The sequence below is a fragment of the Fodinibius salsisoli genome (genome assembly GCF_026229185.1).
Classification (GTDB): Bacteria; Bacteroidota; Rhodothermia; order Balneolales; family Balneolaceae; genus Fodinibius; species Fodinibius salsisoli.
On sequence record NZ_JAGGJA010000004.1, the window covers coordinates 280,862 to 307,757 of the forward strand.

A 26,896-nucleotide genomic window follows, 5' to 3' on the forward strand; every position below is an offset into this window, starting at 1 on the left:
TTTATCCTACGAGCTCAGCAATGGTTTTCTGTTCTTCCTTGGCTTCTGCCGTTAATTCTCCAATAAGGTATCCTTCTTTGGATCGTGCGCCCATATGGACGGGTAAAATTCGGTTTTCGTACCGGGGATTATAAGGAATGCCTACCCGCACATAATTGTCTGTCCAGCCCAGCATTGCCCCATTTTTATTGGCACCTTCGAAAAGCACGGGTCGAATGCTCTCGGAGAAGGAAGTATCAAAAGCATAGCGCTTTTTTTGGGATAAGCGACGAAGCTTATGGGTACGTTCTTTACGGACGCTATTTTGTACGTTGGGTTCAATATTCAAAGCATGGGTCTTGGGGCGTTCGGAGTAGGTAAACACATGCAGGTAGGAGACAGGCAGGGAATCGATAAAATCAAAAGACTCCTGGAAAAATTCATCAGTCTCGCCCGGATGTCCCGTAATTACATCTACACCAATTGCTGCATCGGGCATAAGGTCTTTAATGAGTTCTACTCGCTGTCGATACAGATCCGATTGGTAGCGCCGCCGCATAAGCCCCAGCATTTTGTCGCTCCCGCTTTGCAAAGGCATGTGGAAGTGAGGCTGAATTTTATCAGATTCAGCCGTAAAATGGATCAGCTCTTCGTGCATCAGGTTAGGCTCAACGGATGAAAATCGAATTCGCTCCAGTCCATCTACCTGATCAAGAGCCTGCAGAAGCATAAAGAAGTTTTCGTCGGTCCCTCGTCCGAAATCACCCGCATTAACGCCGGTAATAACAATCTCCTTAAAGCCGTCTTCGACTAAAAGCTGAGCATTTTGCTCTACAGAAGCAATTTCCGGGCTGCGGCTTTTGCCACGGGCAAGGGGAATCGTACAAAAAGAACAGTTATAGCTGCACCCATCCTGAACTTTCAGGAAGGCCCGGGTGCGATCATCTGCAGAAAAGGAGTTGTGGAAATCGACGGCTTCATTGACATCAGAATTATAGACGACGGGCTCTGTTCGCTTGCTAAAATCATCGAAGAGCTCAAGAAGTTTGAACTTGTTTTTAGCCCCTAACACCGTATCAACACCGTCGATATTAGCAATTTCGTCCGGTTCTAACTGGGCATAGCAGCCAATAACAGCAACAAACGCTTCCGGATTTCTGCGCAGCGCACGGCGCACCGTACTTCGGCAGGTACTGTTGGCATTTTGGGTCACTGAACACGTATTGATAACATAAATATCAGCTGGTTCCTCAAAATTGCTGATGTTATATCCCTCTTCCTCAAAATCCTGTTGAATGCTCATGGTTTCGGAATAGTTGAGTTTGCACCCAAGCGTTTTGAAAGCAACAGTTTTCATCAATCAGCTGACCAGTTCGAATTTACTTTGTATTTGTTTATAGGTAATCGGACGTAAGCATAGAAAATACAAAACAGTTGCAAAAATATCGATGTTTATCATTGAGGATGATGGATATGGAAAACTTCAGTTTTTTGTCTTCAAGAATGTTCTATTACCAGTATGTCGGATTGATACGATTAACAAAAGGAGTAACTTTTTTGCCCATCAATGATGAGGGTATATAATAATTACTCTATCTCTGCTTAGAAAAGCCGCCGTAAAGCCAGAGATCAATGCGCTATTTACAGGATGGGGTTTCTGGATAATTGGCATAGTTGTTGTGATTATTGAAATAGATGATACTCCAATATAATTCTGGATTACACACTGATGAAAAAGACTAAAATATATAACTGACCAAAGGGGATCGGTCGGTTTTATGATATTTGATGCTTTCACAAATAAGGGCTTCAAACATTGGAACCAGATCAAGCAGTGAGCCGGGTCATCATAATCAAGAAGAGGCAAAGACATGGAAAGGTATTTACCCAAAGCCTCAAGAGACATTTAGCAAAACAGAATAGTGTGTTAAGCAATCACATGTTGAGTGCATCAAAGATCCAAGAAATATTAAACGGTAGTAAAACTTAATTTAAGCGAAAGAGGAGAAAACAAATATGAAGGTACTAATTACAGGTACAGACGGGTATATAGGATCGGTACTGGGGCCTTATTTAGTTAATAAAGGATATGAAGTAACGGGCTTGGATACTGGGTTCTACCGGTCGGGCTGGCTTTATAATAATGGAGAAATCGTTTATCCCTCTTACATTCATAAGGACTTACGGAATATTACTGAAAATGACCTGGAGGGGTTCGATGCCGTTGTTCATCTGGCAGAGTTATCTAACGATCCGCTTGGAAAACTAAATCCGGAAATTACGTTCAAAATAAACCATCAGGGCAGTGTTAGTTTGGCTAAGCTTTGCAAAAAGGTGGGAATCGATAGATTCGTTTATGCCTCTTCATGCAGTGTGTATGGAGAAGGCAATGATAACTATAAGACGGAAGCGTCGGAAGTTAACCCTCAAACAGCCTATGCTGAGTGTAAAACCCGGGTTGAGAGTGATGTATCCCAACTAGCTGATGAAAATTTTTCGCCAACCTTTATGCGAAATGCTACAGCCTATGGTCCTTCGCCACGCATGCGTTTTGATATCGTACTGAACAACTTATCTGGGTTGGCATGGACCACCGGCATTATTGAGATGATCAGTGACGGCATGCCCTGGAGGCCACTGGTTCATATAAAAGATATCAGCAAGGCCTTCGGATGTGTACTGGAGGCCCCGAGAGAAGTGGTGCATAACCAAAAGTTTAATGTAGGAGACACAGAAGAAAATTTCAGGGTCAGAGAGATAGCTGAAATAGTAGGTGAAGCCTTTCCGGGTTGTAAAACTACTTTTGGCTCGAGCGGGGGCGATAACCGGAGCTATCGAGTCTCCTTTGATAAAATAAATAGTGAGCTACCTGGTTTTGCTTGCGAATATACGGCAGAGGATGGAGCAAGAGAATTATATGAAATCTTCAAAAAGATTGATATGAATGAAGAGGTATTCAACGCGAATGCTTACACCCGGCTCAAGCAGTTAAAATATCTGTTGGAAACTAACCAGGTAACGGATGAACTGTATTGGGTTTAGGAGAACAGCTTTCGGATAATCAAGATATTAATACACTATTCTCTTTTCTGAAAATTAGTGTATGTTTTTTAAGAAGGTATGCTGAATAAATTTCAGCATACCTTTTTTTGTTTTGGTAAGTGGCTAAAAGTAACAGAATATTTGCTCTAAATTTTATATTGCAAGACCGTTACTTTCTTTTGGTGATACCATGGCAATAGCTTCCAGATGTATGCTAAAGAAATACATACTGCTATAACTATGATAATTGTTTGGGCTAAATTTCCACCAAATATTTTTATAAAGCCCGACCCTAAGTTTATAAGGAACGGATTCCCAAATAGAATATAAATAGCACAGAGAGGCAGAGCTATTAGGCATAGTCCTCCCAATCCTATTCTATAGGAAGATATTTTTTGCAGACTATTTTTCAGTGCTTCTACATTGTATAGAGAACTCCAATCAACAAAAAATGCATACGCAATAATATTTGGAGTAAATGAAATCCCCATCGTTAGCTGTATTCCAAAGTGAAAGAAACAGGCCATTGCGCAGACCAGTCGAAAATACTTTAAGGAGAATATACTGAGTATAAATGCAGACTCTAATATGATGGTGCTATAATCTAAAAATTTGAACAGATGAAAACTGTTTATAGAAAGTAACATGGAACCCCAAAGAGTTTCACGTCCAGTAGTATAGTAGTTTTGGAGTAAATGCCCTGTTATGGCAGATACGTTGGGATCCAACCAGCCGGTTGTAATTTTAGCAAAGGCGGCCGTAAACATAGCTAACCCTATTAATAGCGCAAATATGGGAGTTATCCATTGGTAGGTCTCATACGACTTTCCCTTCCAAAATATGACCGCGAAGATTAAGGGGATGATGACTATAAATATATCGTGATTGATTTTGCCAAAGGAATAAGACCAGGAATTCCCAATAAAGAGCAATAGCCCAACAGCAATGGAGGCGTAGAATTTTTTATAGCCGAAAAGTAGCGCCAGCAAAGCTACCGTCAGTAAAAAGTTCAGTACATAGAAGAAGGTGATACTGGGAAAGCCTGTAAAGAAAAGAGTTATGCCAATTCGTGGAAAGAAAAAGGTATCAGGATAATCTTGAATCCATAACTGGTGCGGCATCATGATGATGAAAATATAAAGAACATAAATGACCCGATAGACCTGCAGATTCTTAATGGTGCCATCAGGTCCAGAAAATAACCAGTTAGAAAGTACGTTTTTGTTGTTCATAGCTGAATGGTGGTTGTACCCGTCAATGTTCGTTTACTTTGTGATAGATCTTCAGGATCATACTGATTTTTATACCATAGGAAGAAAACTTTTTCAGGTTTTTTACCAGGTATAAGGTCAGTTATTTGTTTTCTTAGCCATTGCACTGTTTCCGGATTATTCTGTATGTCATAACGACTTCGATATCGACTGGCAAAGAAGCCTGGTATAATTGGTTTTAGAAATTTGAACTGTTCATGGGAGCGAGAATCTGTAGTCGTATCATGAGGTAGAAAGCTTTTAAGGAGATAGCCATGATGCGTTATAGGGGTATTCGAGAAAAAGGTTTGTGGTGAATATAGGGTGGTATCCTGATTGTTAAATAAGACCTTTATTTCAACATTTGTTATTTCATAAAACCCTGCGTCATTCATCCTATTTCCAGAAAACGAAGGCATTTTTAGCGCGGGATAGGGTTCTGATATATACCGGTAAGTAATTACCTCCTGAAGAACAAACAGAAGGACAATAGATGAAATGAGTAATATTAGTTTGGATTGGGATAGTTGCATCGCATTTTTATTTAAGCCCAATTATTTTTAAGTGTCACGCCTGTACTGTAGATCGATTTTTGATGTTCTTACTCTTTGCTTGGTCGAAGTACTATTTTAAGCTTTAAACTATTAATACCTTATCCAATAAGTCTCAAAACACGAGAATAAAAAGTCAATAAGGGATCCAGAAGAATTTGAACCCCTTATTGAACGTAAATACAATTAGTTAGCAACCAGCTTAACTCTTATACTTTATTCCTCAGGGTTAAATCCACTGACAACCGCATGCGCAATAAAATAGATATCGCCGGATAGTCCATCTATTTCATAGGTGTACTCCGTAATATTATCATGCGTCTCTTGGTTACCATACTGGCCCGGAGCAACAGTGTATTTTCCACCCGGATTTTTGGGATAAGGATCATTTCCTGCATACACATGTGTTTCCTCCAGTGTATATAATGAGCCGGTATAACCCGAGGTTTCTGTCATTGTATAGGTAACTGTAAGAGTACCGTTAGAGTATTCGGCGGCAAGTTCACCAACTTTAGTTCCTTTGTTTAGGTCACATTGGCCGGCACCAGCATAGATGGCATACGTCATGGGACCACTTGGATCAGAAAGAGGGCCGTTTGTCCATCCCCAGTTATTAAAAGAGACGCCGGGCATAATTTCTTCGTCAAAACATGTGGAATAATCATCATCGACGATCGTATCGCCATTTATACCTTTTGTTTTGACGGCATAGGCCGTTTCATTTCCGACCATGATCGTTTGCCCATCGTTTTCAATCAAAGTTACTCCCGGGATTTTATCTATAACTTTGTCCTCAAGGTGGCTTTTTACTTTAGACAGGATACTTTTGACCTTCTCTATATCAAAAAGGAGTTGACCATCGGCATATATTCTGGAACTGATGTTGTCATATTCAGATATTTTACTCACATCAAACGATGGGTTTTCAATAAGTGACCAAATGATAACCTGAATTTCCCGGAAGGTTAATTCGGGGTCTTCGGCTCTCAAGTCGTCTTTTATGCTCATGAAATAGTTTAAGGCATTCCACTCTTCATGTCCCTTTGTTGAGAATAGTTTTACGCCATTTTGTATTCCAAAATTAGCATCTTCATTCCATTCAATACACCATCCATCTCTGTTTAAACCATCAGCAAGTTGAACGGAAAAAAAACTGTCTTGACTGTCTCCATGCTTAAGCTGCATTGCCTCATCCTGGGCGCCCTCAATAGGCGTTACATCATAGACGGATGCTAAACTTTCCTCCAGCCCTACATTAGTATTTGTATCACAGGCCGAAAAGCTAATGAAGATGCCCGTTATAATAGTTACGAATATTAATAGACTATATTTATTCATAGTATAGACCCCTTCAGTTAATATGTCTTTGTTATTTGTACCCCTCTCTTGCTTATTTATTTTAGAAGCAAAGAGTTAGTTACATATGATTAAGGCAAAATTCATACCGCTCCCTTCTTTTTTTGAAAAAATTAACTCAGTGGGCTGCATCAGCCTATAATAAGGCCAGGTATTCCGGTTATTTAGCAGTTAACTGGAAGCCGCATTCATACAGTCTGAGTAGTAATAGGTTGTGCTGGCCATTTCCAAATAAGGTTTGCTCTTTAGCGAAGTCCTGCTTAATGCTAAGCATTAACATGCTACCAAAGAGATTGGGTAATTTTTTCATAGGATGTAGAGAAAAGTTACTCGCTACCTCTGTTAAATCTATTCCAATGGCCACTTCTTCTCTTTCTGTTGGCTATTCGATCGTTAAAGTGGTAATAGCATTATATATAACCTCATCCTCTTAAATGGCATAATTATTGTACCTTATATTACATACATCCGTCGGGTATTGACCACTAAAATAGGTTGACATCTGTTATAGCAGGTTCAACTGCAAATATAATCTGTCGGAAAATGAGAGAGAACAATACTTTACAGGATATAGAATGTCGAAATTGTGGAAAAGAGCTCATACACAGCTTTGCTGATCTGGGGGCTACACCACTTTGTAATGAGATAATTAACCCCGAAGAACTAAATCGAGGACAGAAAGAATACCCATTACATGTTTATGTATGTGAAGAGTGCTTCCTTGTGCAGGTTGGGGCGTGTGTTTCTCCGGAAGTGATTTATTCAGACTATAGCTACTTTTCATCTTATTCTGACTCCTGGCTTGATCATGCCAGACGATATGTTGATACGATGATCGGCCTTTATAACATCAACCCAAACAGTTTTGTGGTTGAAATTGCGAGTAATGATGGCTATTTGCTTCAATATTTTAAGGAAAAAAATATCCCCCACTTCGGAGTTGAACCTTCGAATACGGTAGCCCAGGCTGCACTCAACAAAGGAATACCAACAGAGGAAGTCTTTTTCGGGAAGCAGACTGCTGACAGTCTTAGAGAGAAATACCAGGAAGCCGATTTAATATTAGGGAACAACGTTCTGGCTCATGTACCCAATATCCATGACTTTGTAGGTGGGCTTGAGATATTGCTGGGAGATAAAGGAATCATGACCTTTGAATTTCCACATTTAATGCAACTGGTAGAAAATATTCAATTCGATACCATCTATCACGAACATTTCTTTTACTACTCGCTCCATGCGGTTCAGTCAATATTTAAAAGCCACGGATTCAAAATTTTTGATGTTCAAGAATTAAATACACACGGGGGATCCATCAGAATTTTTGTCAGCCGAAAAACAAATACCCAACGAAAGATAAGTGATAATGTGAAGAGAATTCTGCACGACGAAAAGGTAAAAGGTTATTTGAATATTGAATTTTATACAACATTCAACAAGAACGTACAGCAGTTGAAACGAGATCTTTTGAGTTTGCTTATCCAGGAAAAAAATAAGGGTAAAAGTATTGTCGGCTATGGGGCTCCCGGAAAGGGGAATACACTACTCAACTTTTGCGGTATTGGCACCGATTTTATGGATTTCACCGTCGATAGAAATCCTCATAAGCAAGACCACTTCTTGCCGGGTTCGTTAATTCCAATTTATCAGCCCGAAAAAATCATGGAAGCTAAACCGGATTATGTATTCATATTACCCTGGAATTTAAAAAGGGAAATAATGAATCAAACAAACTATATAGGTGAGTGGGGAGGAAAGTTCATTATTCCCATACCTTACCCAAGGATTATGCCGGCACAAAAGGTTAAAGGTGTCGGAGTGCATTAAAAAGCTTTTGTGGGGGATAAGAATAGTAGTAAGGGCCATGGGGGCTGGGGTCAAAATATTTCTAAAGGAGTGATTGCCAGTCTCTAAGATTTGGGAATTAAATTAAAACATACAATAGCTTTCCCTGGTGGATGTGAATAGCAGCAAACAACAAATTATCGGAGTCATCCCTGCCGCAGGTAATGCATCGCGGCTTGCTCCGATTCCCTGTAGTAAAGAAATCTTTCCGGTAGCCTTCGCTAACAATTCCAATCCAGCTACAATTAAAGTAGCGGTATCTTATTTGCTCGAAAGCTTTGTCGAAGCGGGGGCAGATCAGATATACATTATCATGCGAAAAGGGAAGTGGGATATTCCCCAATATCTAGGCAGTGGTAATTCCTCTGAATTTACACTGGCATATATAATTACGGATCCCACCCCGGGTACTCATTATACCATTGATTTGGCTTACCGGTTTGCTAAAGACAAAATAGTGCTACTAGGGTTTCCTGATATTTTATTCCAACCAAAGAACGCTTTTAACGTTTTATTGGACAGGCAAGAACAAACAGGTGCTGATGTTGTATTGGGATTATTTAAAACAGCCAGTCCCCAGAAGGGAGATATGGTGGATATTGATGATCAAAACCAGGTAAAACAAATTATCATTAAATCTGCAAACACGTCGCTAAGCTATGCCTGGGCTATCGCAATTTGGACACCGCATTTTACGCAATATCTTCATGACTTTGTTGGCAGAAGAGATATGAGTGAGGGTTCAGAATTTAAGCAAGGTGAAGAAGTCTTTATTGGGAATGTAATACAGCATGCTATTGATGATGGTTTGCAGGTAGAAGGAGTAGTATTTGAGGAAGGTAAGTTTATTGACATCGGTACGATGGCTGATCTAAAAACCGTATTGGTTACAAACTTTACAAGTGCAGTTGATGCAGAGAATCAACAATAAGGTATTGACTTCCAACCAAGCTGGTCGCTTTTTATTCGGTATACTCTGACATCTTATTTTTCCTAAATTGCTATTCCTTTCCAGACTTAGTCTGCTGTTTTGTTATTTAGCGCTTCAAGGAATTTGATCAATTCATCCACCATATAACCATCGTTGAGACCCGGATCTGGCATGTTGGTACCGGGAGCAAACTCTTGGGGAGCCGTTAGAAATTGTTGGAGATTTTCGGAGGTCCATACCATTCCGTCTTTTCTTTTTAATGCGTTCGAATAGGCTTGGTAATCGGTAGAAGCAATCTCTGCCTCAAATATTGATGAGAGACTCGGGGCTGTAATATTATCATTAGGTTCAATACTATGGCATTGCCGGCAGGCATCAATGGTAAACTTAACCTTTTCTCGTACCTCCGGATTGCTAATTTGTTCTTCCAGGTAATCCGTAACATAGTTGTCGGTGTAAGGCTGACCGTTGAGGAAGATTAAATTTTTGTGATCGGTCCAAAGTATAATGTGCCCGTCGGTATGTTGATGTACATAGCGTATGCGTTCTCCGATCTCAATTTTCTCTGTAAACAACGCGCGGTTATCTTTAATACGGATACGAAAAAGACTCATACTTTTAAGTGATCCCATGAGAAGGTCTCCATTCCAGCTTGACTCGAACCCATCGATGAGGGTAAGGTTCGAGATAGCTACTGATGGCAGCCATGCAAATACCGGGGCGGTATAGTTTTGGTGGTGGCCGTATGATGCTTCAGAAACAGTAGGAATAGGTAGCCGTGAATATTGGGTTCCAAGCGATTCTTCCGGCCAGCCATAATTGCCATTCTCTTCGATGCGATTTAGTTCATCACCGCCCCGGACGCCATGCTCAACCGTCCAGAGCGCTCCATTGTTATCAAAGACGATCCCTTGTGGATTGCGAATTCCGGTAGCATAAATACGGCTCTCTCCTGAAGTCAAATCAATATGCATAATTTTACCATATTCTCCGTTTGGGTCTTGAGCAATAGCTATAGGAGAATTCATGCCATCCCACTCATAATCACCGTTGCCCAGAAAAATAGATGAAGGAGCACGAAACGCCATCCTCCCGCCGGCTAACCCACCATCAATGGCATAATGTTCGCGTTTCAACGGTAGACAAGGCTGTGATCGGTAAATAATTTTCCAGTCTTCAGGCTGCGCCGTTAATTGATCCACAGATTCAATGCCTTCCTGGATTGGTAATGTGGCAACGGTATTATGATAGCAGGTTTGAGTACTGTCAAACTCGGAGTACGAGATTGCTAACCCGTTATTTTCTTCCGAACTATAATACATGATGTCGTTATAACGAAAAAGCCGAAGACTATGGGTATACTGATTATATGGTTCCGTTTCGGAGGTACGCCTGTATGCCATAAATCCATTATCAGGGGTCATGATGTTGGTATTACGAATATCATCAGCAGCGTTTGTCTGAAAAATTTGTCCGTCATATGTTAATAGTAAAACATCATCACCAACGGAAGTTAATCCGCCCCCTCTTCCTTCTCTGTTCAAGCGATCATTTATATTTGTCTTTTCGTTATATAAACGAAGAAATATAGAATCGTAATAGCCAATATCATCAGGCTCGGCAATCCGATCAAAGAAAAATCCAAACACATTTAACTCCACTCTACGAAAGAAACCGTATGATGGTAATTGATGAAGGCCGACCAGATAACCACTAAAGATGAAAAGTGAACATATTCCTAACAATATAACCGTATTTATATACTTGTTTTGTAATCTCTTAATCATACCAATTGGTTTATCATTGTTTTCTGCCAAGAATAAAAAGCCTCTCTTGCGTTATTAGTACCTCAATAACAAGGTCGCAATTGTTATGCCAATCGGGTGTGTTCAAAAAAATATCAGGTTAGCCGGTCTAAGAGGGTCTTATTTTCCTGATTTTTCTTAGGAAGTCTTTATATCTCTAATTTTTGCTATGAGCTAATGAAAAGATGTGGGTAGTAATAGCTAATGGGAGAGAAACATCTGTGTAAAAATTTCTTAGTTGCTGTTACCATCCTAAATAACTACTCAGTTTTGCATAAGATATTGGGGGGTAGCAAATACAGTTTGTATCAATGTATAGAACAGAGCAATCATTGTTATTAATTGGCATGGTTGTTGGTTAATACTATAACAAATCATTCAGATGCGTTGACAATCAACTTAAACCAAACAAGAGAAGGGGTACCAATCGTGAAAGCAGTGATACTTGCCGGAGGTTACGGAACGAGATTAAGCGAGGAAACTTATGTCAAGCCTAAGCCCATGGTAGAAATTGGGGAACAGCCAATCCTGTGGCATATTATGAAAATTTATTCCCACTACGGGATAAACGATTTCATTATATGTTGTGGCTATAAGGGATCGATAATTAAAGATTACTTTGCTGATTATTTTATGCATCGCTCGGATGTTACCTTCGATATGAAGCATAATGATATGCAAATACATCAAAATGATGTTGAGCCTTGGAAAGTAACGCTGGTTGATACGGGAGACGGTACAATGACAGGGGGGCGACTGAAACGGGTAAAAAACTACATAGGCAACGAAACCTTTTGCCTGACGTACGGGGACGGTGTAAGCAATGTGAATATTACCGATCTTGTCCATTTTCACAAAGCCCAGGGTACCTTAGCTACGCTTACTGCCGTTCAGGAACCCGGTCGCTTCGGTGTATTCAAGCTTGATAACGGGGACGTTGAGATTACCTCATTCCATGAAAAGCCAATGGGGGCTGGAGCATGGATCAACGGGGGCTTCTTTGTGCTTGAACCCGGGGTTTTTGACTATATAGAGGGAGATGATACCGTATGGGAGCACGATCCATTACGGAATTTAGCCAGGCAACGACAGTTAGTGGCCTTTAAACATGATGGTTTTTGGCATCCCATGGATACATTACGCGATAAAAAGCACCTTGAAAAATATTGGCAACAGGATGACTGTCCGTGGCACATCTGGTCTAAACGAAAGAAAACTGCTGTTCCTAAATCACTTGCTCAAAAAGTATAATCATGATTTTTAAAAAGACAGATTTGGAGGATGCATATATCATTGAACTGGAAAGGTTGGGTGATTCCAGAGGATTTTTTGCCAGGGCATTTTGTGAAAATGAGTTTGCCAATCATGGAATTGATTTTTCGATTGTTCAGGCAAATACATCCTATAGTGCTAAGAAGCATACCCTGCGGGGAATGCATTACCAAGACAAGCCCTATCAAGAAGCTAAACTCATAAAATGTACAAAGGGAGCAATATTTGACGTCATCATTGATATGCGGATGGATTCTCCAACATTTAAGCAGTGGGAGGGGATTGAACTGAGCGAGCAGAACCGAAAGATGCTTTATGTGCCCGAAGGTTTTGCCCATGGGTTTATGACGTTGGAAGACGAGACCGAGGTATATTACCCGGTAACCCAATCTTATACTCCTGGTGCCGAAAAAGGCATCCGGTGGGATGACCCTGCCTTTAACATTCAGTGGCCGGCACCTGCAGAAATAGTGTCTGAAAAGGATGAAAGTTGGCCGTTTTACGAAAATACAGTGGACAAAGAATTAAGACATCAACTTTGAACTTAATTTTTAAATGAAAGCAAGCTACAGATGGAAAAAATTTTATTAACAGGAGCAACCGGATTCATCGGCAGACATACTATTCCAATTTTAAGAGAGCAGGGGTATGATGTTCATGGTATTACCTCCAAAGGAAATACTACAGGCTTGGAAGATACAGCGACTTGGCATTCAGTTGATTTGCTTGATGCCGGGCAGGTAAATAAACTATGCCGAGAAATTCAGGCCGATTCTTTGATGCACCTCGCCTGGTATGACAATCTTAAAGACCGCATGACATCTGAAAAGAATGTGGAATGGGTTGAGGCGACTTTGCACTTGGCACGAGCGTTTGCCGTGAATGGGGGAAAGCGCTTTGTTATGGGAGGGAGCTGTACTGAGTACGACTGGCAGTACGGATACTGCAACGAGAATCGTACACCTACGGTACCACAATCCATTTATGGAGAGTGTAAAGCTTCGGTACATAAAATTCTCGAAAAATATTCTCAAAAAATGGGGTTCAGCTATGCTTCTGGAAGAATATTTTTTGTATATGGGCCGTATGAAGAAGAGAATCGCCTGGTAGCTTACGCTATACGGTCGTTAATAATGAAGCAGCAAGCTAACTTCTCACATGGCAATCAAATGAGAGATTATCTACATGTGGCTGATGTGGCTGATGCTCTGGTATCCATATTATCCAGTGATATATCGGGAGCCATAAATATTGGTTCCGGCCGAGCCGTTAAGTTACGCGAAATAGTAGATCTGGTAGGAACTAAACTAAATGGCTTGGATCTGCTGGAATATGGTCCGGTAGAAAGCAAATTTGATTCCCCGGTGGTCATGGCAGATATCACGAAACTTCGTGATGAGGTGGGATGGACCCCCAAATATGATCTTGAAAGTGGAATTGGCGACACCATAAACTGGTGGAAAACAAAACTTGAAATCACTGCAGCTTAATCAAAAAAATAAAATTACGAACCCATGATTTGCATCTTAGGAACAGGAATGGCCGGCTTTGGAGCCGCTTACAGATTACGTCAGGAAGGCATCAATAATGAAATCTGCTTGTATGATAAAAATTCATATATCGGCGGACATACAGCATCCTTTGAAACAGACGACGGTTTTATCTTCGATGACGGCCCACATATCTCATTTACTGAGGATAAGAGGATTCGAGAACTTTTAGCTGACAACGTTGACCAAGAGTATGAAACGGTTAAAGCAGTCGTAAATAATTACTGGAAAGGCCACTGGGTCAAGCATCCCGCGCAGTGTAATCTGCATGGCCTGCCCGAAGATCTCATCGTGGATGTATTAGATGATTTCATCGATACGCGCGAAAAATCGAATGGTGAAATAACTAATTACAAAGAATGGCTGTACGCGAAATTTGGTGAGACCTTTGCCGAGAACTTTCCGATGGTCTATGGTAAAAAATACCATACCGTGGATGCAGAAAATATGGATATCGACTGGCTTGGTCCGCGGCTCTACCAGCCTGATCTGAAAGAAGTATTGGCGGGTGCCTTAAAACCAGCCACACCCGATGTTCACTATGTTGATAAGTTCAGGTATCCAACGAATCACGGCTTTGTAAACTATTTGGAAAAATTTAAGCAGCTGGCAGACATTAAATTGAATCATAAAGTCACCAGTATTGATGCAAAGGAAAAATTAGTGCGGTTTGGTAATGGCAAAACCGTTGAATATGAAGAAGTCATTTCTTCTATTCCGTTGCCGGAATTGACAACCAATATCATTGAAGATGTACCTGAAGAAGTGATTGAAGCCGGTAAAAAGCTGGCCTGCACGAGCTGCATAATTGTAAATGTAGGCATCGACCGCGATGATATCACCGATGCGATATGGACCTATTTTTATGACACGGATATCATTTTTACGCGCTTGAGCTTTCCGTACAAAATGTCGCCGAATACGGTTCCGAAGGGTTGTGGAAGCATTCAGGCCGAAATTTATTTTTCTGATAAATATCGGCCGGTTGATCGAAAGCCGGAAGATTGCATCGAACCGGTTATTGCCGACCTGAAGCGGTGTGGATTGATCAAAGAAGACGACAAAATTCTGCATACGAACACGTTATTTATCAAGTACGCAAATGTCATTTTTGACCTGGACCGTAGCCAGGCTGTGAAGACTGTCCATGAGTATCTGGATGATATTGGAATTCGGTATTGCGGCCGATATGGGGACTGGGGGTATATCTGGACCGACCAAGCCTTTAAAAGCGGCGAGAATGCGGCTCAAAAAATGATAGATTCTAATACAATTGTGGCTTGAGCTAACAACTAAAAATATCAGGGAACAAAATGTGTGAATCATTAAAAAATGAACCATTTGTGAGTGTGCTAACCCCGGTATATAACGGGGCAGAGTTTCTTGACGAGTGCATTCAAAGTGTTCTTAACCAAACCTATTCCAATTGGGAGTATGTAATTGTTAATAACCAGAGTACGGATAACAGCTTGGAGATCATCGAGAAATATGCCAATCAGGATGATCGTATTCGGGTGCATAATAACAAAGAATTTTTACCTCAGATGGAAAATCTGAATCATGCGTTCCGTCAAATATCATCTGAAAGCAAGTACTGTAAAGTAGTGCACACCGACGATTGGTTGTTTCCAGAGTGTATCACCAAGATGGTTGAAGTGAATGAAAAATACCCCAGTGTGGGTATCGTAAGTTCATATCGTTTGGATGACCGGCTTGTTGGCCTGGATGGGTTGGAATATCCAAGCAATTTTAATTCAGGAAAGGAAATTGCGAGGAAATACCTCACAAACGGGACGTCTTATTTTGGCTCTCCGTCTTCTATCTTGATTCGTTCTGACCTTATACGACAACGTGAAAAGGTATATGCGGAATCACATTTGGCGGCAGATACCGGGGCATGTGTAGATTTGCTGAAAGATTCAGACTTTGGTTTTGTTCATCAAGTGCTCACCTTTACCCGGCGCCATGATGAGAGTATGACGAATATGTATGCCAAAGCAAATAATGCCTTCTTACATGCCAGGCTCTATAGTCTGTTAACTTATGCTCCCCATTTTTTAAATGAGTCAGAATATGAAAAGAGTCTTAGTAAAGAAATGAAGAAATACTACATCCTTCTGGCGCGCAATTTATTAAAGAATAGATCCACAGAGAAATTTAAACAACAACTTGAAATACTGGACCAGTTAGAACTGGATTTTGAAGTCATAAGGTTTCTTAAAAATCTAATTAGAGAATCAGCTTTACAGATATCCGAGACCGTTGGCATTAAATTGAGAAGAGCTCAGTGAGATGAAGTTTTCTATCATCATACCGACATATAATGATTGGGAGAGGTTGCTAAAGTGTCTTAAAGCTTTAGAAAAGCAAACATTGGCAAAGGGTCGGTATGAAGTAATTGTCGTTGATAACAGCAAGACAGGAAAAGTTCCGGATCGGATCAGTCTTCCGGATTGGGTTCAATTTGTCCATGAACCCGAACCCGGCTCTTATTCCGCTCGGAATAAAGGGGCCGATAAAGCAATAGGAGAAGTGTTGGCCTTTACGGATTCAGATTGTGTGCCCGATAAACACTGGCTGGCTAAGGCTGAGGCTCGTTTTGACACCTCAACCTGTGATCTTCTTGGAGGAAAGGTCAAAATATTTCAAAATGAAGAGGGGAATAAATATGGGTTTCTATATGAACGAGTCACTGCTTTTCCACAGCATAAAAATGTACCTAAAGGCAAAGGAGTAACAGCCAATCTATTCATCAAGAAATCAGTGTTTGATACAGTCGGTGGTTTTAGATCAACTCTCAAATCGGGGGGAGATTGGGAATTTACGCTCCGATGTACCCAAAAGGGTTATGAAATGATCTATTGTGAAGAGGTATTGGTTTGGCATCCGGCCAGGACGCTGCCAGCCATTCTTAAAAAGCAGAAAAGAATGGCTTGTGGGGGAGCAGCTGATATAAAAGAGAGATATGGACACAGTTACTTAAGAATCTTAGGGAGTCATCTTATCCATGTGCCAAATTATAAAAGGGAAAATATGCCAGAAGAATTAAGCAGAAGTGAAAAAATAATCATCTACGCCATTGATACCCTGAAATATTTTTACAGGATAGTACTTTTTAGCGGGATGATGTTTCGGTTTATAGATCCGAATAGAGTAAGGGAATAGCATTGATTTTTTTAATTATAGAAAAATAAATGTTCGGCATCATATTTGATTATAGAATGAAGTAGAGATCTATGGTCAGGAAAAGGAAGATTAATAGAAGAAGAGATGGAAAAGAAAAGAATATTAATTATAAGCCGATCATTTTATCCGGAAAATTCACCGCGATCACTACGGACGACTGAGCTGGTTAAAGAGTTTGCTCGACAGGAGCATGAGGTAACTTTGCTGACGGTCAGGAATGATGAGTATCATAATGCGTTTGAAGAAGAGTTTGGTGTTACCATTAAAGACATTGGACAACTTAAGCTGCCCAACATTAATTTGAATGGAAGCAGTGGTGCAAAAAGACTTTTTAAGAGAGGGATTCGTCGAGGGCTACTCCAATTGTTTGAATATCCGGATATTGAATTGATGTATCGGATTCCCAAAGTGTTAAAAAATGAAGCCAACTATGATTTGTTGATCTCCATTGCCGTTCCTCACCCCATCCATTGGGGGGTCGCCTGGGCATGGAGAAAGGTAGATCCGATTGCGGAAACTTGGATAGCCGATTGTGGCGATCCTTATTATGGCTTAGAAAATGATTCGTTTAAAAAACTTTTTTACTTCGCCTGGATAGAAAAATGGTTCTGCCAAAAAGTTGATTATATAACTATTCCATTTGAGGGAGGTCGTTCAGCATACTTTAATGAATTCCAGGAAAAAATAAGAGTTATTCCGCAGGGGTTATCTTTCCCCGACAGGCATAATACAAACCATACTGAGAACGGGGTCATCACTTTCGCATATTTTGGAAATATAGATAGTTACCGGCACTATGCCGTTCCCTTTTTAAAAAAACTGAACTCAATAGAAAAGGAGTTTAAGTTTATCGTATACACCCGAAACAAAAATCTTTTTAAAGGATGTTTGGATCAACAGACGCTTGATAAATGTGAAATACACGATTATGTAGATAGAGATACGTTACTAAATAGTTTAGCTGGTATCGATTTTTTAGTGCACTTTCCCTATCAGGAAGGAACACAGAAATCCTTAAAGCTGGTCGATTATAATTTCTTACAGAAACCCATACTTGAGTACAGAAATGATGAGATCAGCGACAACAGTCTCAGGGAATTTTTGGAGTATAATTTTGAGCAAAAAAAAGCCTTTGAAGATTACAGAAAATATAAAATAGAGAATATATGCAACCGGTTTTTAGAGCTCATTAAAGAGGATAGGCAGAGTTCCATTCGGTTAAACAATATGAAGTTAATACAATGATTGAGAAAGGTAATTTACTAAAATGGACCGCTACCGAGGCTCAACCTACGGATGATAAGTCGGGTTACTATGCCGTGTTAGTATTTTTAGTGTGGCCCTTACTGGCATTGGCCTCCGCCTTTTGGAACTATAATCAAAAATGGGGAAAGAATATACTTTGGGCGTTTGTAGCATTCTACGGCTTTACCTTTGCAATTGGTGCTGAAAGTCAGGGTAGCGATATTGTACGATATGTGGCTGAAGTGGAATCCTTACATGGTATTAGCTTATCGGTAAGTGATATGGTGAATTACTATCTGCAAAGTGGAGAGATTGATATCCTTCATACAGTTTTAGCAGTTACAGTATCACGGTTTACAGACAGCCAGGCCATACTAACACTGATATACGGCATTATTTTTGGTTTTTTCTTTTCCCGGAATGTGTGGTATGTAATAGACCATCTAAAAGGAAAAATACAACCCATCACTTTGCTGTTGCTGGTTTGTTTTGCCCTTGCAGTTCCAATTTGGAATATCACCACCTTTAGGATGTGGACAGCGGCTCATATATTTATTTATGGGGCATTACCCTTTCTTTTTGAGGGGCAAAAAAAGGGGATGATCATTGCTGCACTGTCGATATTGGTACACTACACCTTTCTAATTCCGGTGGGTGCATTATTTATGTATAGCCTTTTAGGGAACCGGTTGCTAGTCTACTTTGTATTCTTTTTAACTACCTTTTTCATTTCTGAAATAAACTTGACTGTGTTTAATAATGTTGTAGAAAACTATGCTCCTGCAGCGGTGCAAGAACGAACAGAAGGTTATAGGGGAGAAAACTATGTAGAATCTTACAGACAGGGGGAGGGATCATCCATGGTTTGGTATGCTCAATGGGATGGAATAGCCTTTAAATGGTCCATAATGGGCTTTTTAGTAATTCTATTTTTGAAGGGAAAAGATTTTTTTAATAAAAATGAAAAATGGGCCAGTCTGTTATCATTTACCCTGTTTTTTTATGGTATAGCAAACCTGCTTAGTTCACTCCCATCGGGAGGGCGGTTTATAGCTGTAGCAAACCTCGGGGCTGTTGCACTGATTACCCTTTATGTACAGAATAGGGAGCATGAGGTGGTCATGAAGAGGTTTATCTTGGCTGCTACACCAGCCTTACTTCTTTTCGTGGTCGTTGCTTTTCGAACAGGACTATATTCAATAAGTGCTTCATGTTTAATGGGTAACCCTGTGATAGCCCTGTTTGTAGCGGGTGAAAATATTTCCCTGAATGATGTGCTAAAGATGGTTTTATAATTATGTGGCTAAAGCACTCAAATATTTTTGGTGAAGTTTTTAAACAATCTATTTAATGGCAAGGGGTTAAAATGATTTCAAAAGTAAAACGATATGTTTCGCGCCATGCAGCCAACATGTTTGGATGGTCTACCAATCGAAAGATAGTGGTGATAGAAAGTGATGATTGGGGAAGCATCAGAATGCCATCAAAGAACATATACCAGGAATGTTTGAAAGCTGGTTACAGAGTTGACGAAATAGCCTATGAACGTTATGACAGTTTAGCCAGTGAAGATGATTTAGAACTGTTATTTGATGTTTTAAATAAGTACAAAGATCAAACCGGTAGGCCTGCAGTTATGACTGCGAACATTTTGACAGCTAACCCTGATTTTGAGAAAATAAAATCAGCTGGCTTCCAAAAGTATTATTACGAATTAGTTGCGGACACATTTGATCGATACCCCAACCACTCAGGCTGTTTAGATCTATGGAAAGAAGGAAAAGAAAGAGGGCTATTTTATCCCCAGTCGCATGGAAGGGAGCATCTGAATGTCTCGGGTTTTATGGAAGCTCTTCGGGAAGGTAATGAAGACGCACTATTTGGATTTAACCATCGAATGCCTGGTAGTATCCCATTGGAGAGTTCAAAAGGGGGGAACAAATTTGTTGAGTCGTTACGATATACCAATCCAATGGATAAAGGAGAAAAATTATCTATTGTTATTGAAGGGTTGAATCTATTTGAAGAGCTAATGGGACATAAATCAAAATCTTTTATGCCCCCTAATTATTTATGGAGTCCTGATTTTAACGAAGCTATGTCTCAAATGGGAGTGCGGTATTACCAGGGAATTAAAAATATGAAAGAGCCTTTATTTGATGGTACCGTTCAAATACATAGCCATAAATTAGGGGAGGTAAATCAATTTGGACAAAAATATTTGATGCGTAATGCAACTTTTGAACCAGCCTTAAATAAAGATAATGACGATACTGTTGATAAATGTTTAAAAGATATCAGTATTGCCTTTAGGATGAATAAGCCTGCAGTTATTTGTTCTCATCGATTAAACTATGTTGGCTTTATAGACGAAAAAAATAGGGACAGAAATTTAGGAATGTTGGATGAGTTATTGCATACCATTAAAAAAAGATGGCCCGACATAGAATTTAAAAATTCGGACCAGCTCGGCATGCTCATCGAAAAAAACAGCTAAATATATACTCATGTTTAAAAAAATACTATTTCATAAAGAGTTGTCTCCCAAGAAAAAGATGAAAAATAGTCTTTTATATTTATCGAGGGTACGGGGAGCTAAAAAAGCTTGGGATAAACGGTATGACCGTGTACTTGCTGCAAATAAAAAATATAGTACCCCATGTGAGTCACAGGTAGAATCCGACCATGAAAAATTGTGGTCCGACTTTAGAAGAAAAGCCGATTTAACCACGCTAAGAGTTTCTAAAAATATATCGGGTGTTTCTAACCCTAAGATTATCCCGGAAGATATCTATGTTGCTGATATTGAACCAACGCTTATTACTGATAAATCTGTGGATTATATTAGCATCAAAAGTTTTTACAACCGATGGTTTCCTGAAGGAATCTTTCCCAAAGATCTATTCCATCGCATTGACGGGCAATATTTGGATAGGAATTTAGAGGTCAGTAATTATAATGAATTACAGCGTCTTGCAAAGCAGATTACATATCCAGTCATATTAAAGCCTAATAAAGACACCTATGGCGGTATGGATATTAATATCGTAAATAATGCTGAAGAGTTATTAAGTCTTGCCAATAAAAGGAAAAATTTTGTTGTTCAGGAAAAAATTAAACAGCATGATTTTTTTGAAAAGTTTCACCCCAAAAGTTTAAATACCATAAAGCTTTTTCTCTATAAGTCGGTGAAAAATGACCAGCTCCATATCTTGTCAATGGCGTTGAGAATGGGAAAAAATGGTTCTCTTGATAACGAATCGGCCGGTGGAGTAAGCACATTTATAAGGGATGATGACTCTCTGAATGGATATGCAGTAGATAAATTGGGAACAAAGTACTTAGAACATCCGAATACAGGAGCCCCCTTTGATTGTAAAATACCCGATCTGGATAGACTTAGAACATTAGCCCGTAAAATTGGGAATAAAGTGTTTTTTGCCAGGGTATTTGCCCTTGATGCCTGTTATGATAACGAGGGTAACTGGCGAATAATAGAGTTAAATACCTATGGTCAATCTATTAGGTTTGCCCAGTATGGCGGACAACCTTTTTTCGGTGAGTTTACAGATGAAGTAATAGAACACTGCAAAGAAAATCACTGGGCATTAAATTGAGGGACTTATGAAAATAGCAATTCATCATAAAGAAGGTGGTTTTAGCTCCAAATGGATTGAATACTGCGAAGATCATCAGGTAGATTATAAAACTGTAAGTTGTTATGATAATGATATAATCGATCAGTTAGAGGATTGTGCTGCTTTGATGTGGCATTTTAATCAGTCAAATCCTAAAGATGTGTTGTTTGCCAAACAGCTGATATTTGCTTTGCAATCCGCTGGGAAAAAGGTGTTTCCTGACTTTTATACCGCCTGGCATTTTGATGATAAAGTAGGTCAAAAGTACCTACTGGAAGAGGTAGGAGCTCCCCTTGTTCCCTCATACGTGTTTTATGATAAACAGCAGGCACTGAATTGGGTTCAGAATACCGATTTCCCCAAAGTATTTAAATTGCGTAAGGGGGCTGGTGCGGCTCACGTCAAGTTGGTTGAAAGTAAATCAGAGGCACGCAAACAGGTGAAAAAAGCATTTTCAAGCGGGTTTAGCCAGTATGATAAAGTTCAGAATTTTAAAGACCGGTGGTATCAATATCAAAATGGCAAGACAGGATGGTGGAATGTGGCCAAGGGGCTGTTGAGGTTTGCAAGAACAACAGAGTTTGCGAGAGTTGTCGGACCTGAAAGAGGGTATATTTACTTTCAAGATTATATTTCGGGGAATGATTTTGACATCCGCGTGATAGTGATTGACGGTAAGGCCTTTGCAATCAAACGATTGGTCCGTGAGGGTGATTTCAGAGCGTCGGGCAGTGGCCATGTACTTTTTGAAAAACATCATTTTGATGAGAAGACGGTTCGTCTTTCTTTTGAGATAGCTGAAAATATTAACAGCCAGTGTCTGGCCATTGATTATGTATTCCAGGACGGAAAGCCATTGATCGTTGAACTTAGTTATGGATTTATTAAAGAAGTTTATTATGAATGTGAAGGATACTGGGACCGGGAGTTGAACTGGCATAAAGGAGCATTTAATGCCCAGGGATGGATGGTTGAATCGTTATTGAAAGAGGTAAGCATAAATTCTCCGGCATGATGTACGCATAAATATTAGTTGGACATCATCAAGAGCAAGATCTTTGGAATGCGGAGTGGAATAAGTAGTCATTCACTAAAAATAAGTGGAGACTTGGAATTCAGTGGTGGTATAGAAAAAATGAACCATAAAAGTTGATTATGCATAGCTTGATGTCAAAAATATTGTTTAGGACAATGGAAGCATTAGATGCGGTCAATGACAAGTGGCGGGAGCATGTTAATTTGAAGATGTCGAGGGATACAGCTAAAAAACTTAGAAAAAAGCTTGTTGCATTAAATGGGAAAACTATTATAAATCAGGAGTTATTAAAGGAGATAAAATCATACTGCCAAAATGTATTCGGGAATAGCTCATACTGGCCTTGGTTGGCATATTATACTGAACTAAGAGGGGAGTTTAAGGAAGGGTGGATGCCTGATGACTATTACCGCTTTGAATTACTTCCCAAAATGAATCCGGAGAAGTTTATGAGGTTCAGTGAAGCCAAAATTATTGATCATAAACTGTTTGAAGAAGCCATTATTGACCCGCTATTCTTTCGAACCAACGGGCATTATTGTGGCAAGGATGGAGCAGTTAAAAAAGAGTCAGAAATACAACATATCCTCAAAGACCTCAATAATGAGGTTATTATAAAGCCAGCTGATGGTCGTGGAGGTCAAGGGATAATGTTTGAACATTCCAGAGAGGTATGTTTGGATGACCTCCCCCCCAATACGGACTTGCTGTTCCAGGAGGTTCTTGGACAACATGCTGAGTTAAATAAGCTGTACCCACACTCTATCAATACCTTAAGAGTACTCACTTTTCTTAATGAAACAGGGGCCATAGAAGTTAAATTTATTGTGATAAGGTTTGGGATAAATGGTTCCAGGGTTGATAATGCTTCCAGAGGCGGGGGATGGATTTTTGTTCGACTGGATGGAACGGTTGAACCCACGGCTTTTGAAGCAGAGGGTATTCCAATAGGTAATAGACATCCTGATACTGGATTTGAATACAGCAAACTTAAACTTCCCTTTTTGCCTAAGGTAATAGAGTTGTGCAAAAAGGCTCATCACAGTTTTCCATATACCCGAATTATAGGTTGGGATGTTTTGGTAAAGGAAAATGGAGAAGCTAAATTTATTGAGTGGAATGCTAATAACCCATTTATGGAAGCAATTGAAGCTCGTTTCGGCCCATTTTTCAAAGATATAATCCTCCCTGAATAAGAGAGTAGGTCAGAATTAAAATTTCTTCAGGAAAATTATCTATTCCTTATTCCCCAATAATATTTGGAGTTTAACTTGACCTTTGAATTGAAGGTCTAAAGAGAAATGACGGAGATCATTTTTGATAGTTGTGCTTCATTTGTTGTATGTCTTCTCTTCTATTTTATACTTCGCGCACAAAAAGGCCTTTTTTTAAGGCGTAAACTAAGCTTTTTTATAGTTTTAGCCCTAAATAGAAACTCTCTTCTTACAGGTGCGAAGTATTAAGTGAATGCCCCCCATTATTTTATGTAGGTGTAAGAAAAGTTGTTCTTTTTTTTCGAGAAAAAGGAACAATTATTCGTAATATAAAGTATTAAAATTTTCTAATAATCATCTATATACTCAACCCAAGAACCACCACTAATAAATACCGTGTTAAAAAAGCAAATTTTGGTTAGGGGTAAAAATATCAGCGGAAAGACGGCTCTATTTATCTCGTTTTCTCTTATAAAATTTAAATCATCTCGTATGTCTATCGGTTAAATCCCTAAAAATAATTAATTATACGTGCATCTACAGACAGTCATTCACTGTTACAATTTTTGGAGAATGAGACTATTCTTTCATTGGAAGAGTACAGGAAAGGTCTGTTCAATTTTGATGTCTTATGGATTTATATCGTTAGATAGGCGGGGAAAATAACCCTTATTCTAACATGAAATACAGATTACTTTACCTTCTAACAGGCATATTTTTGCTTGTTTCATTGATACAATGTAAAAAATCAGTAACTCAAGGAACGGATGGAACTAATGGGATTGATGCTAAACCAGAATCACCCATAGAAGAGCTGAGTCTGCTTGAGCCAAAAGCTGAGTCAGAACAGCCCATAGCCCCAACTTTTTTGTGGAAGGATATTGCGGCTACAGATTCTTTTCAGATTCAATTATCTACAGAAAAGGATTTTGCTACAACCATCGTTGATAGCATCGTAGATACTACCCAATTCAATATCCAGGGACTTCCATATAACAGTACAATATACTGGCAGGTTCGTCCAGTAGTAGAAAGTACAAGCAGAGATTGGTCTGATATATGGAATCTCCATACCATTATTAAACCCAGCAATCCTGAGCCCGTTACAACGGTCCTTCAAACACCTGATGAAGGAGCCGAGAACATCCCTCTTGATGTCAATTTTCAATGGGAATCGGTTGCCAGTGCTTCGAGGTATCATTTACAATTGGCACAGAACAAAACCTTTGAGAACTATGTAGTTGACAAAGAGATTCAAGGAACCACATATCAAGTTACTAATTTGGATAGTGGCAAGGATTATTATTGGAGAGTTAAGCCTATATCAAATGCTCATGAAACGGTATGGTCCGAAGTTTCTGGGTTTACTACGAAGGCAACAACTCCTGATAGCTTAGTTGCCCCGGTACAACTCGCTCCCGATGATGGTGCGGGCGATGTTTCGTTAACGCCGACCTTTGAGTGGGAAGCAGTAGCTGGAGCGGATGCGTATATATTGCATGCGAGCCACGGGGATGAATTGGTGGTTGACCAAGAGATAAAAAATACGACCTATACCCCCGAGAGTGATCTTGCAGCTAATGCAGACCATTATTGGAGAGTACGTGCCGTTAAGGATGGCAATGAAGGTAAATGGTCCGAAACAATAGATTTTAATACTACTTCAGATGGGTCGACAAATTCTGAGGTTGATAGTTTAGCTGCTCCGGTACAACTCGGACCTAATGATGAAGCAGTAGATGTTTCTTTACAACCGACCTTTGAGTGGGAAGGGGTTGAAGGAGCTGATGCCTACATTTTGCATGCAAGTCATGGAGATGAATTGGTGGTTGACCAAGAGATAAAAGATACCACCTATACGCCTGCAAGTAATCTTGCAGCTGAGAGTGACCACTACTGGAGAGTACGCGCGATGAAGGATGGAAATGCAGGAAAATGGTCACCGGTGATAAGCTTTACCACGCAAGTGCAGACCAATGATGATTCGACAGATCCTGAGGCTGATAGCTTAGCAGCCCCAGTGCAACTCTCTCCCGATGATGGTGCGGGCGATGTTTCGTTAACGCCGACCTTTGAGTGGGAAGGGGTTGAAGGAGCTGATGCCTACATTTTGCATGCAAGCCACGGGGATGAATTGGTGGTTGACCAGGAGATAAAAAATACCACCTATACGCCTGCAAATAATCTTACAGCTGAGAGTGATCACTACTGGAGAGTACGCGCGATGAAAGATGGAAGTGCAGGTAAATGGTCACCGGTGACAAGCTTTACCACGCAAGTGCAGACCAATGATGATTCAACGGTTCCGGCTGTTACTCTTAGCTCACCTTCGGATGGAGCTACCAATCAATCCACCTCGACAACCCTTGAATGGGAAAAACTCTCGGGAATTAACAATTATAAAGTCCAGCTGGCAACAAGTAGTGACTTCTTTTCTCCAATAGCTGAGGAGACTACATCAGCAACCTATTTTGAAGTTTCAGGACTTGAAAATAATCGTCAGTATTATTGGAGAGTACAGGCAACAGGAGACAATAATAATAGCAATTGGTCCTCAACCTGGAGTTTGACAACAGAAGATCAAAGTATCGATGATAATCCCACAGGTGGCGTTGCGAGTGATCGCGCGGCGTTGATGGATTTATATAAAGCGACGGGTGGTGACAGCTGGCGCAACAACAGTGGATGGGGCAGCGGGGATCCCTCTGACAGCTGGCACGGCATTGAGACCGACGCCAACGGCCGGGTGGTGCACATCGACCTGTTTAACAATGGACTGAGCGGGCAGTTGCCGGCCTCCATTGGCGACCTGACCAAGGTGCGGTATTTCAACGTGAAGAAAAATAGGTTGAGCGGAAGCATCCCTTCCTCAATTGGTGATATGGCCAGCCTGCAGTGGCTTATCCTGCAGGGGCGTACCTATGAGCTTGCCCATACGCTCAAGCATCCTCCCGCTTATGAGGGCACCACCTGGAATATCGGCTATCATCAGGGCA

At 40.2% G+C, this 26,896-nt stretch carries 21 protein-coding genes; 16 read left to right on the top strand and 5 right to left on the bottom strand.

Features of this window, described 5'->3' with window-relative positions; translation table 11 throughout:
- Position 1 precedes the first annotated feature (1 nt).
- Positions 2 to 1,336, bottom strand: a complete 1,335-nt coding sequence (gene mtaB, locus J6I44_RS07740) for a tRNA (N(6)-L-threonylcarbamoyladenosine(37)-C(2))-methylthiotransferase MtaB (protein ID WP_265765478.1) — start codon at positions 1,334 to 1,336, stop codon at positions 2 to 4.
- Between the two features lie 659 nt (positions 1,337 to 1,995).
- Here mtaB and J6I44_RS07745 point away from each other — a divergent pair.
- The gene (locus J6I44_RS07745) at positions 1,996 to 3,021 is read left to right on the top strand and encodes an NAD-dependent epimerase/dehydratase family protein (RefSeq protein ID WP_265765479.1); all 1,026 of its coding nucleotides are present in this window, start codon (positions 1,996 to 1,998) and stop codon (positions 3,019 to 3,021) included.
- Between the two features lie 146 nt (positions 3,022 to 3,167).
- Here J6I44_RS07745 and J6I44_RS07750 read toward each other — a convergent pair whose 3' ends face one another.
- The 3 genes from J6I44_RS07750 to J6I44_RS07760 all read right to left on the bottom strand — a co-directional run bounded on the left by J6I44_RS07750 (position 3,168) and on the right by J6I44_RS07760 (position 6,160).
- Entirely contained in the window at positions 3,168 to 4,253 is a 1,086-nt protein-coding gene (locus J6I44_RS07750) for a hypothetical protein (RefSeq protein ID WP_265765480.1), read from the bottom strand.
- Positions 4,250 to 4,804: a hypothetical protein gene (locus J6I44_RS07755; RefSeq protein WP_265765482.1), complete on the bottom strand. Its 555-nt coding sequence runs from the start codon at positions 4,802 to 4,804 to the stop codon at positions 4,250 to 4,252. The genes J6I44_RS07750 and J6I44_RS07755 overlap by 4 nt, the downstream gene beginning before the upstream one ends.
- 234 nt (positions 4,805 to 5,038) lie before the next feature.
- Positions 5,039 to 6,160: a hypothetical protein gene (locus tag J6I44_RS07760; RefSeq protein WP_265765483.1), complete on the bottom strand. Its 1,122-nt coding sequence runs from the start codon at positions 6,158 to 6,160 to the stop codon at positions 5,039 to 5,041.
- 561 nt (positions 6,161 to 6,721) lie between these two features.
- Here J6I44_RS07760 and J6I44_RS07765 point away from each other — a divergent pair.
- Together J6I44_RS07765 and J6I44_RS07770 are read left to right on the top strand one after the other, a co-directional pair.
- Entirely contained in the window at positions 6,722 to 8,005 is a 1,284-nt protein-coding gene (locus J6I44_RS07765; RefSeq protein WP_265765484.1) for a class I SAM-dependent methyltransferase, read from the top strand.
- Positions 8,006 to 8,138: 133 nt separating this feature from the next.
- Complete coding sequence (locus J6I44_RS07770; RefSeq protein WP_265765485.1) at positions 8,139 to 8,954, top strand: sugar phosphate nucleotidyltransferase; 816 nt, start codon at positions 8,139 to 8,141, stop codon at positions 8,952 to 8,954.
- An 86-nt stretch (positions 8,955 to 9,040) separates the two neighbouring features.
- Here the strand turns inward: J6I44_RS07770 and J6I44_RS07775 are convergent, their stop codons facing one another.
- Positions 9,041 to 10,741: a PQQ-dependent sugar dehydrogenase gene (locus tag J6I44_RS07775; RefSeq protein WP_265765486.1), complete on the bottom strand. Its 1,701-nt coding sequence runs from the start codon at positions 10,739 to 10,741 to the stop codon at positions 9,041 to 9,043.
- A gap of 447 nt (positions 10,742 to 11,188) precedes the next feature.
- Here J6I44_RS07775 and rfbF point away from each other — a divergent pair, with 447 nt between their 5' ends.
- From rfbF to J6I44_RS07840, 13 genes are all read left to right on the top strand, one after another.
- Positions 11,189 to 12,010 (top strand): glucose-1-phosphate cytidylyltransferase, encoded by an 822-nt coding sequence (gene rfbF, locus J6I44_RS07780; protein ID WP_265765487.1) that lies wholly within the window; start codon positions 11,189 to 11,191, stop codon positions 12,008 to 12,010.
- Positions 12,011 to 12,012: 2 nt separating this feature from the next.
- Positions 12,013 to 12,573, top strand: coding sequence for a dTDP-4-dehydrorhamnose 3,5-epimerase (gene rfbC / locus J6I44_RS07785; protein ID WP_265765488.1), 561 nt, complete (start codon positions 12,013 to 12,015; stop codon positions 12,571 to 12,573).
- Positions 12,574 to 12,603: 30 nt separating this feature from the next.
- Positions 12,604 to 13,521, top strand: coding sequence for an NAD-dependent epimerase/dehydratase family protein (locus J6I44_RS07790; protein WP_265765489.1), 918 nt, complete (start codon positions 12,604 to 12,606; stop codon positions 13,519 to 13,521).
- 24 nt (positions 13,522 to 13,545) lie between these two features.
- Positions 13,546 to 14,865 (top strand): protoporphyrinogen/coproporphyrinogen oxidase, encoded by a 1,320-nt coding sequence (locus J6I44_RS07795; protein WP_265765491.1) that lies wholly within the window; start codon positions 13,546 to 13,548, stop codon positions 14,863 to 14,865.
- Between the two features lie 29 nt (positions 14,866 to 14,894).
- Positions 14,895 to 15,872, top strand: coding sequence for a glycosyltransferase family 2 protein (locus J6I44_RS07800; RefSeq protein ID WP_265765492.1), 978 nt, complete (start codon positions 14,895 to 14,897; stop codon positions 15,870 to 15,872).
- Position 15,873: 1 nt separating this feature from the next.
- Entirely contained in the window at positions 15,874 to 16,746 is an 873-nt protein-coding gene (locus tag J6I44_RS07805) for a glycosyltransferase family 2 protein (RefSeq protein WP_265765493.1), read from the top strand.
- A gap of 105 nt (positions 16,747 to 16,851) precedes the next feature.
- The gene (locus J6I44_RS07810) at positions 16,852 to 18,012 is read left to right on the top strand and encodes a glycosyltransferase family protein (RefSeq protein ID WP_265765494.1); all 1,161 of its coding nucleotides are present in this window, start codon (positions 16,852 to 16,854) and stop codon (positions 18,010 to 18,012) included.
- The gene (locus tag J6I44_RS07815) at positions 18,009 to 19,307 is read left to right on the top strand and encodes an EpsG family protein (protein WP_265765495.1); all 1,299 of its coding nucleotides are present in this window, start codon (positions 18,009 to 18,011) and stop codon (positions 19,305 to 19,307) included. Before J6I44_RS07810 ends, J6I44_RS07815 begins: the two co-directional genes overlap by 4 nt.
- Before the next feature lie 71 nt (positions 19,308 to 19,378).
- Positions 19,379 to 20,509 (top strand): polysaccharide deacetylase family protein, encoded by a 1,131-nt coding sequence (locus tag J6I44_RS07820; RefSeq protein ID WP_265765496.1) that lies wholly within the window; start codon positions 19,379 to 19,381, stop codon positions 20,507 to 20,509.
- 10 nt (positions 20,510 to 20,519) lie between these two features.
- Positions 20,520 to 21,629 (top strand): sugar-transfer associated ATP-grasp domain-containing protein, encoded by a 1,110-nt coding sequence (locus tag J6I44_RS07825; protein WP_265765497.1) that lies wholly within the window; start codon positions 20,520 to 20,522, stop codon positions 21,627 to 21,629.
- Between the two features lie 7 nt (positions 21,630 to 21,636).
- The gene (locus J6I44_RS07830) at positions 21,637 to 22,665 is read left to right on the top strand and encodes an ATP-grasp domain-containing protein (protein ID WP_265765498.1); all 1,029 of its coding nucleotides are present in this window, start codon (positions 21,637 to 21,639) and stop codon (positions 22,663 to 22,665) included.
- 176 nt (positions 22,666 to 22,841) lie between these two features.
- Positions 22,842 to 23,882, top strand: a complete 1,041-nt coding sequence (locus J6I44_RS07835; protein ID WP_265765499.1) for a sugar-transfer associated ATP-grasp domain-containing protein — start codon at positions 22,842 to 22,844, stop codon at positions 23,880 to 23,882.
- 697 nt (positions 23,883 to 24,579) lie between these two features.
- Positions 24,580 to 26,896, top strand: a 2,317-nt coding sequence (locus J6I44_RS07840) for a fibronectin type III domain-containing protein (RefSeq protein WP_350356680.1), incomplete at its 3' end; no start/stop codon positions are given.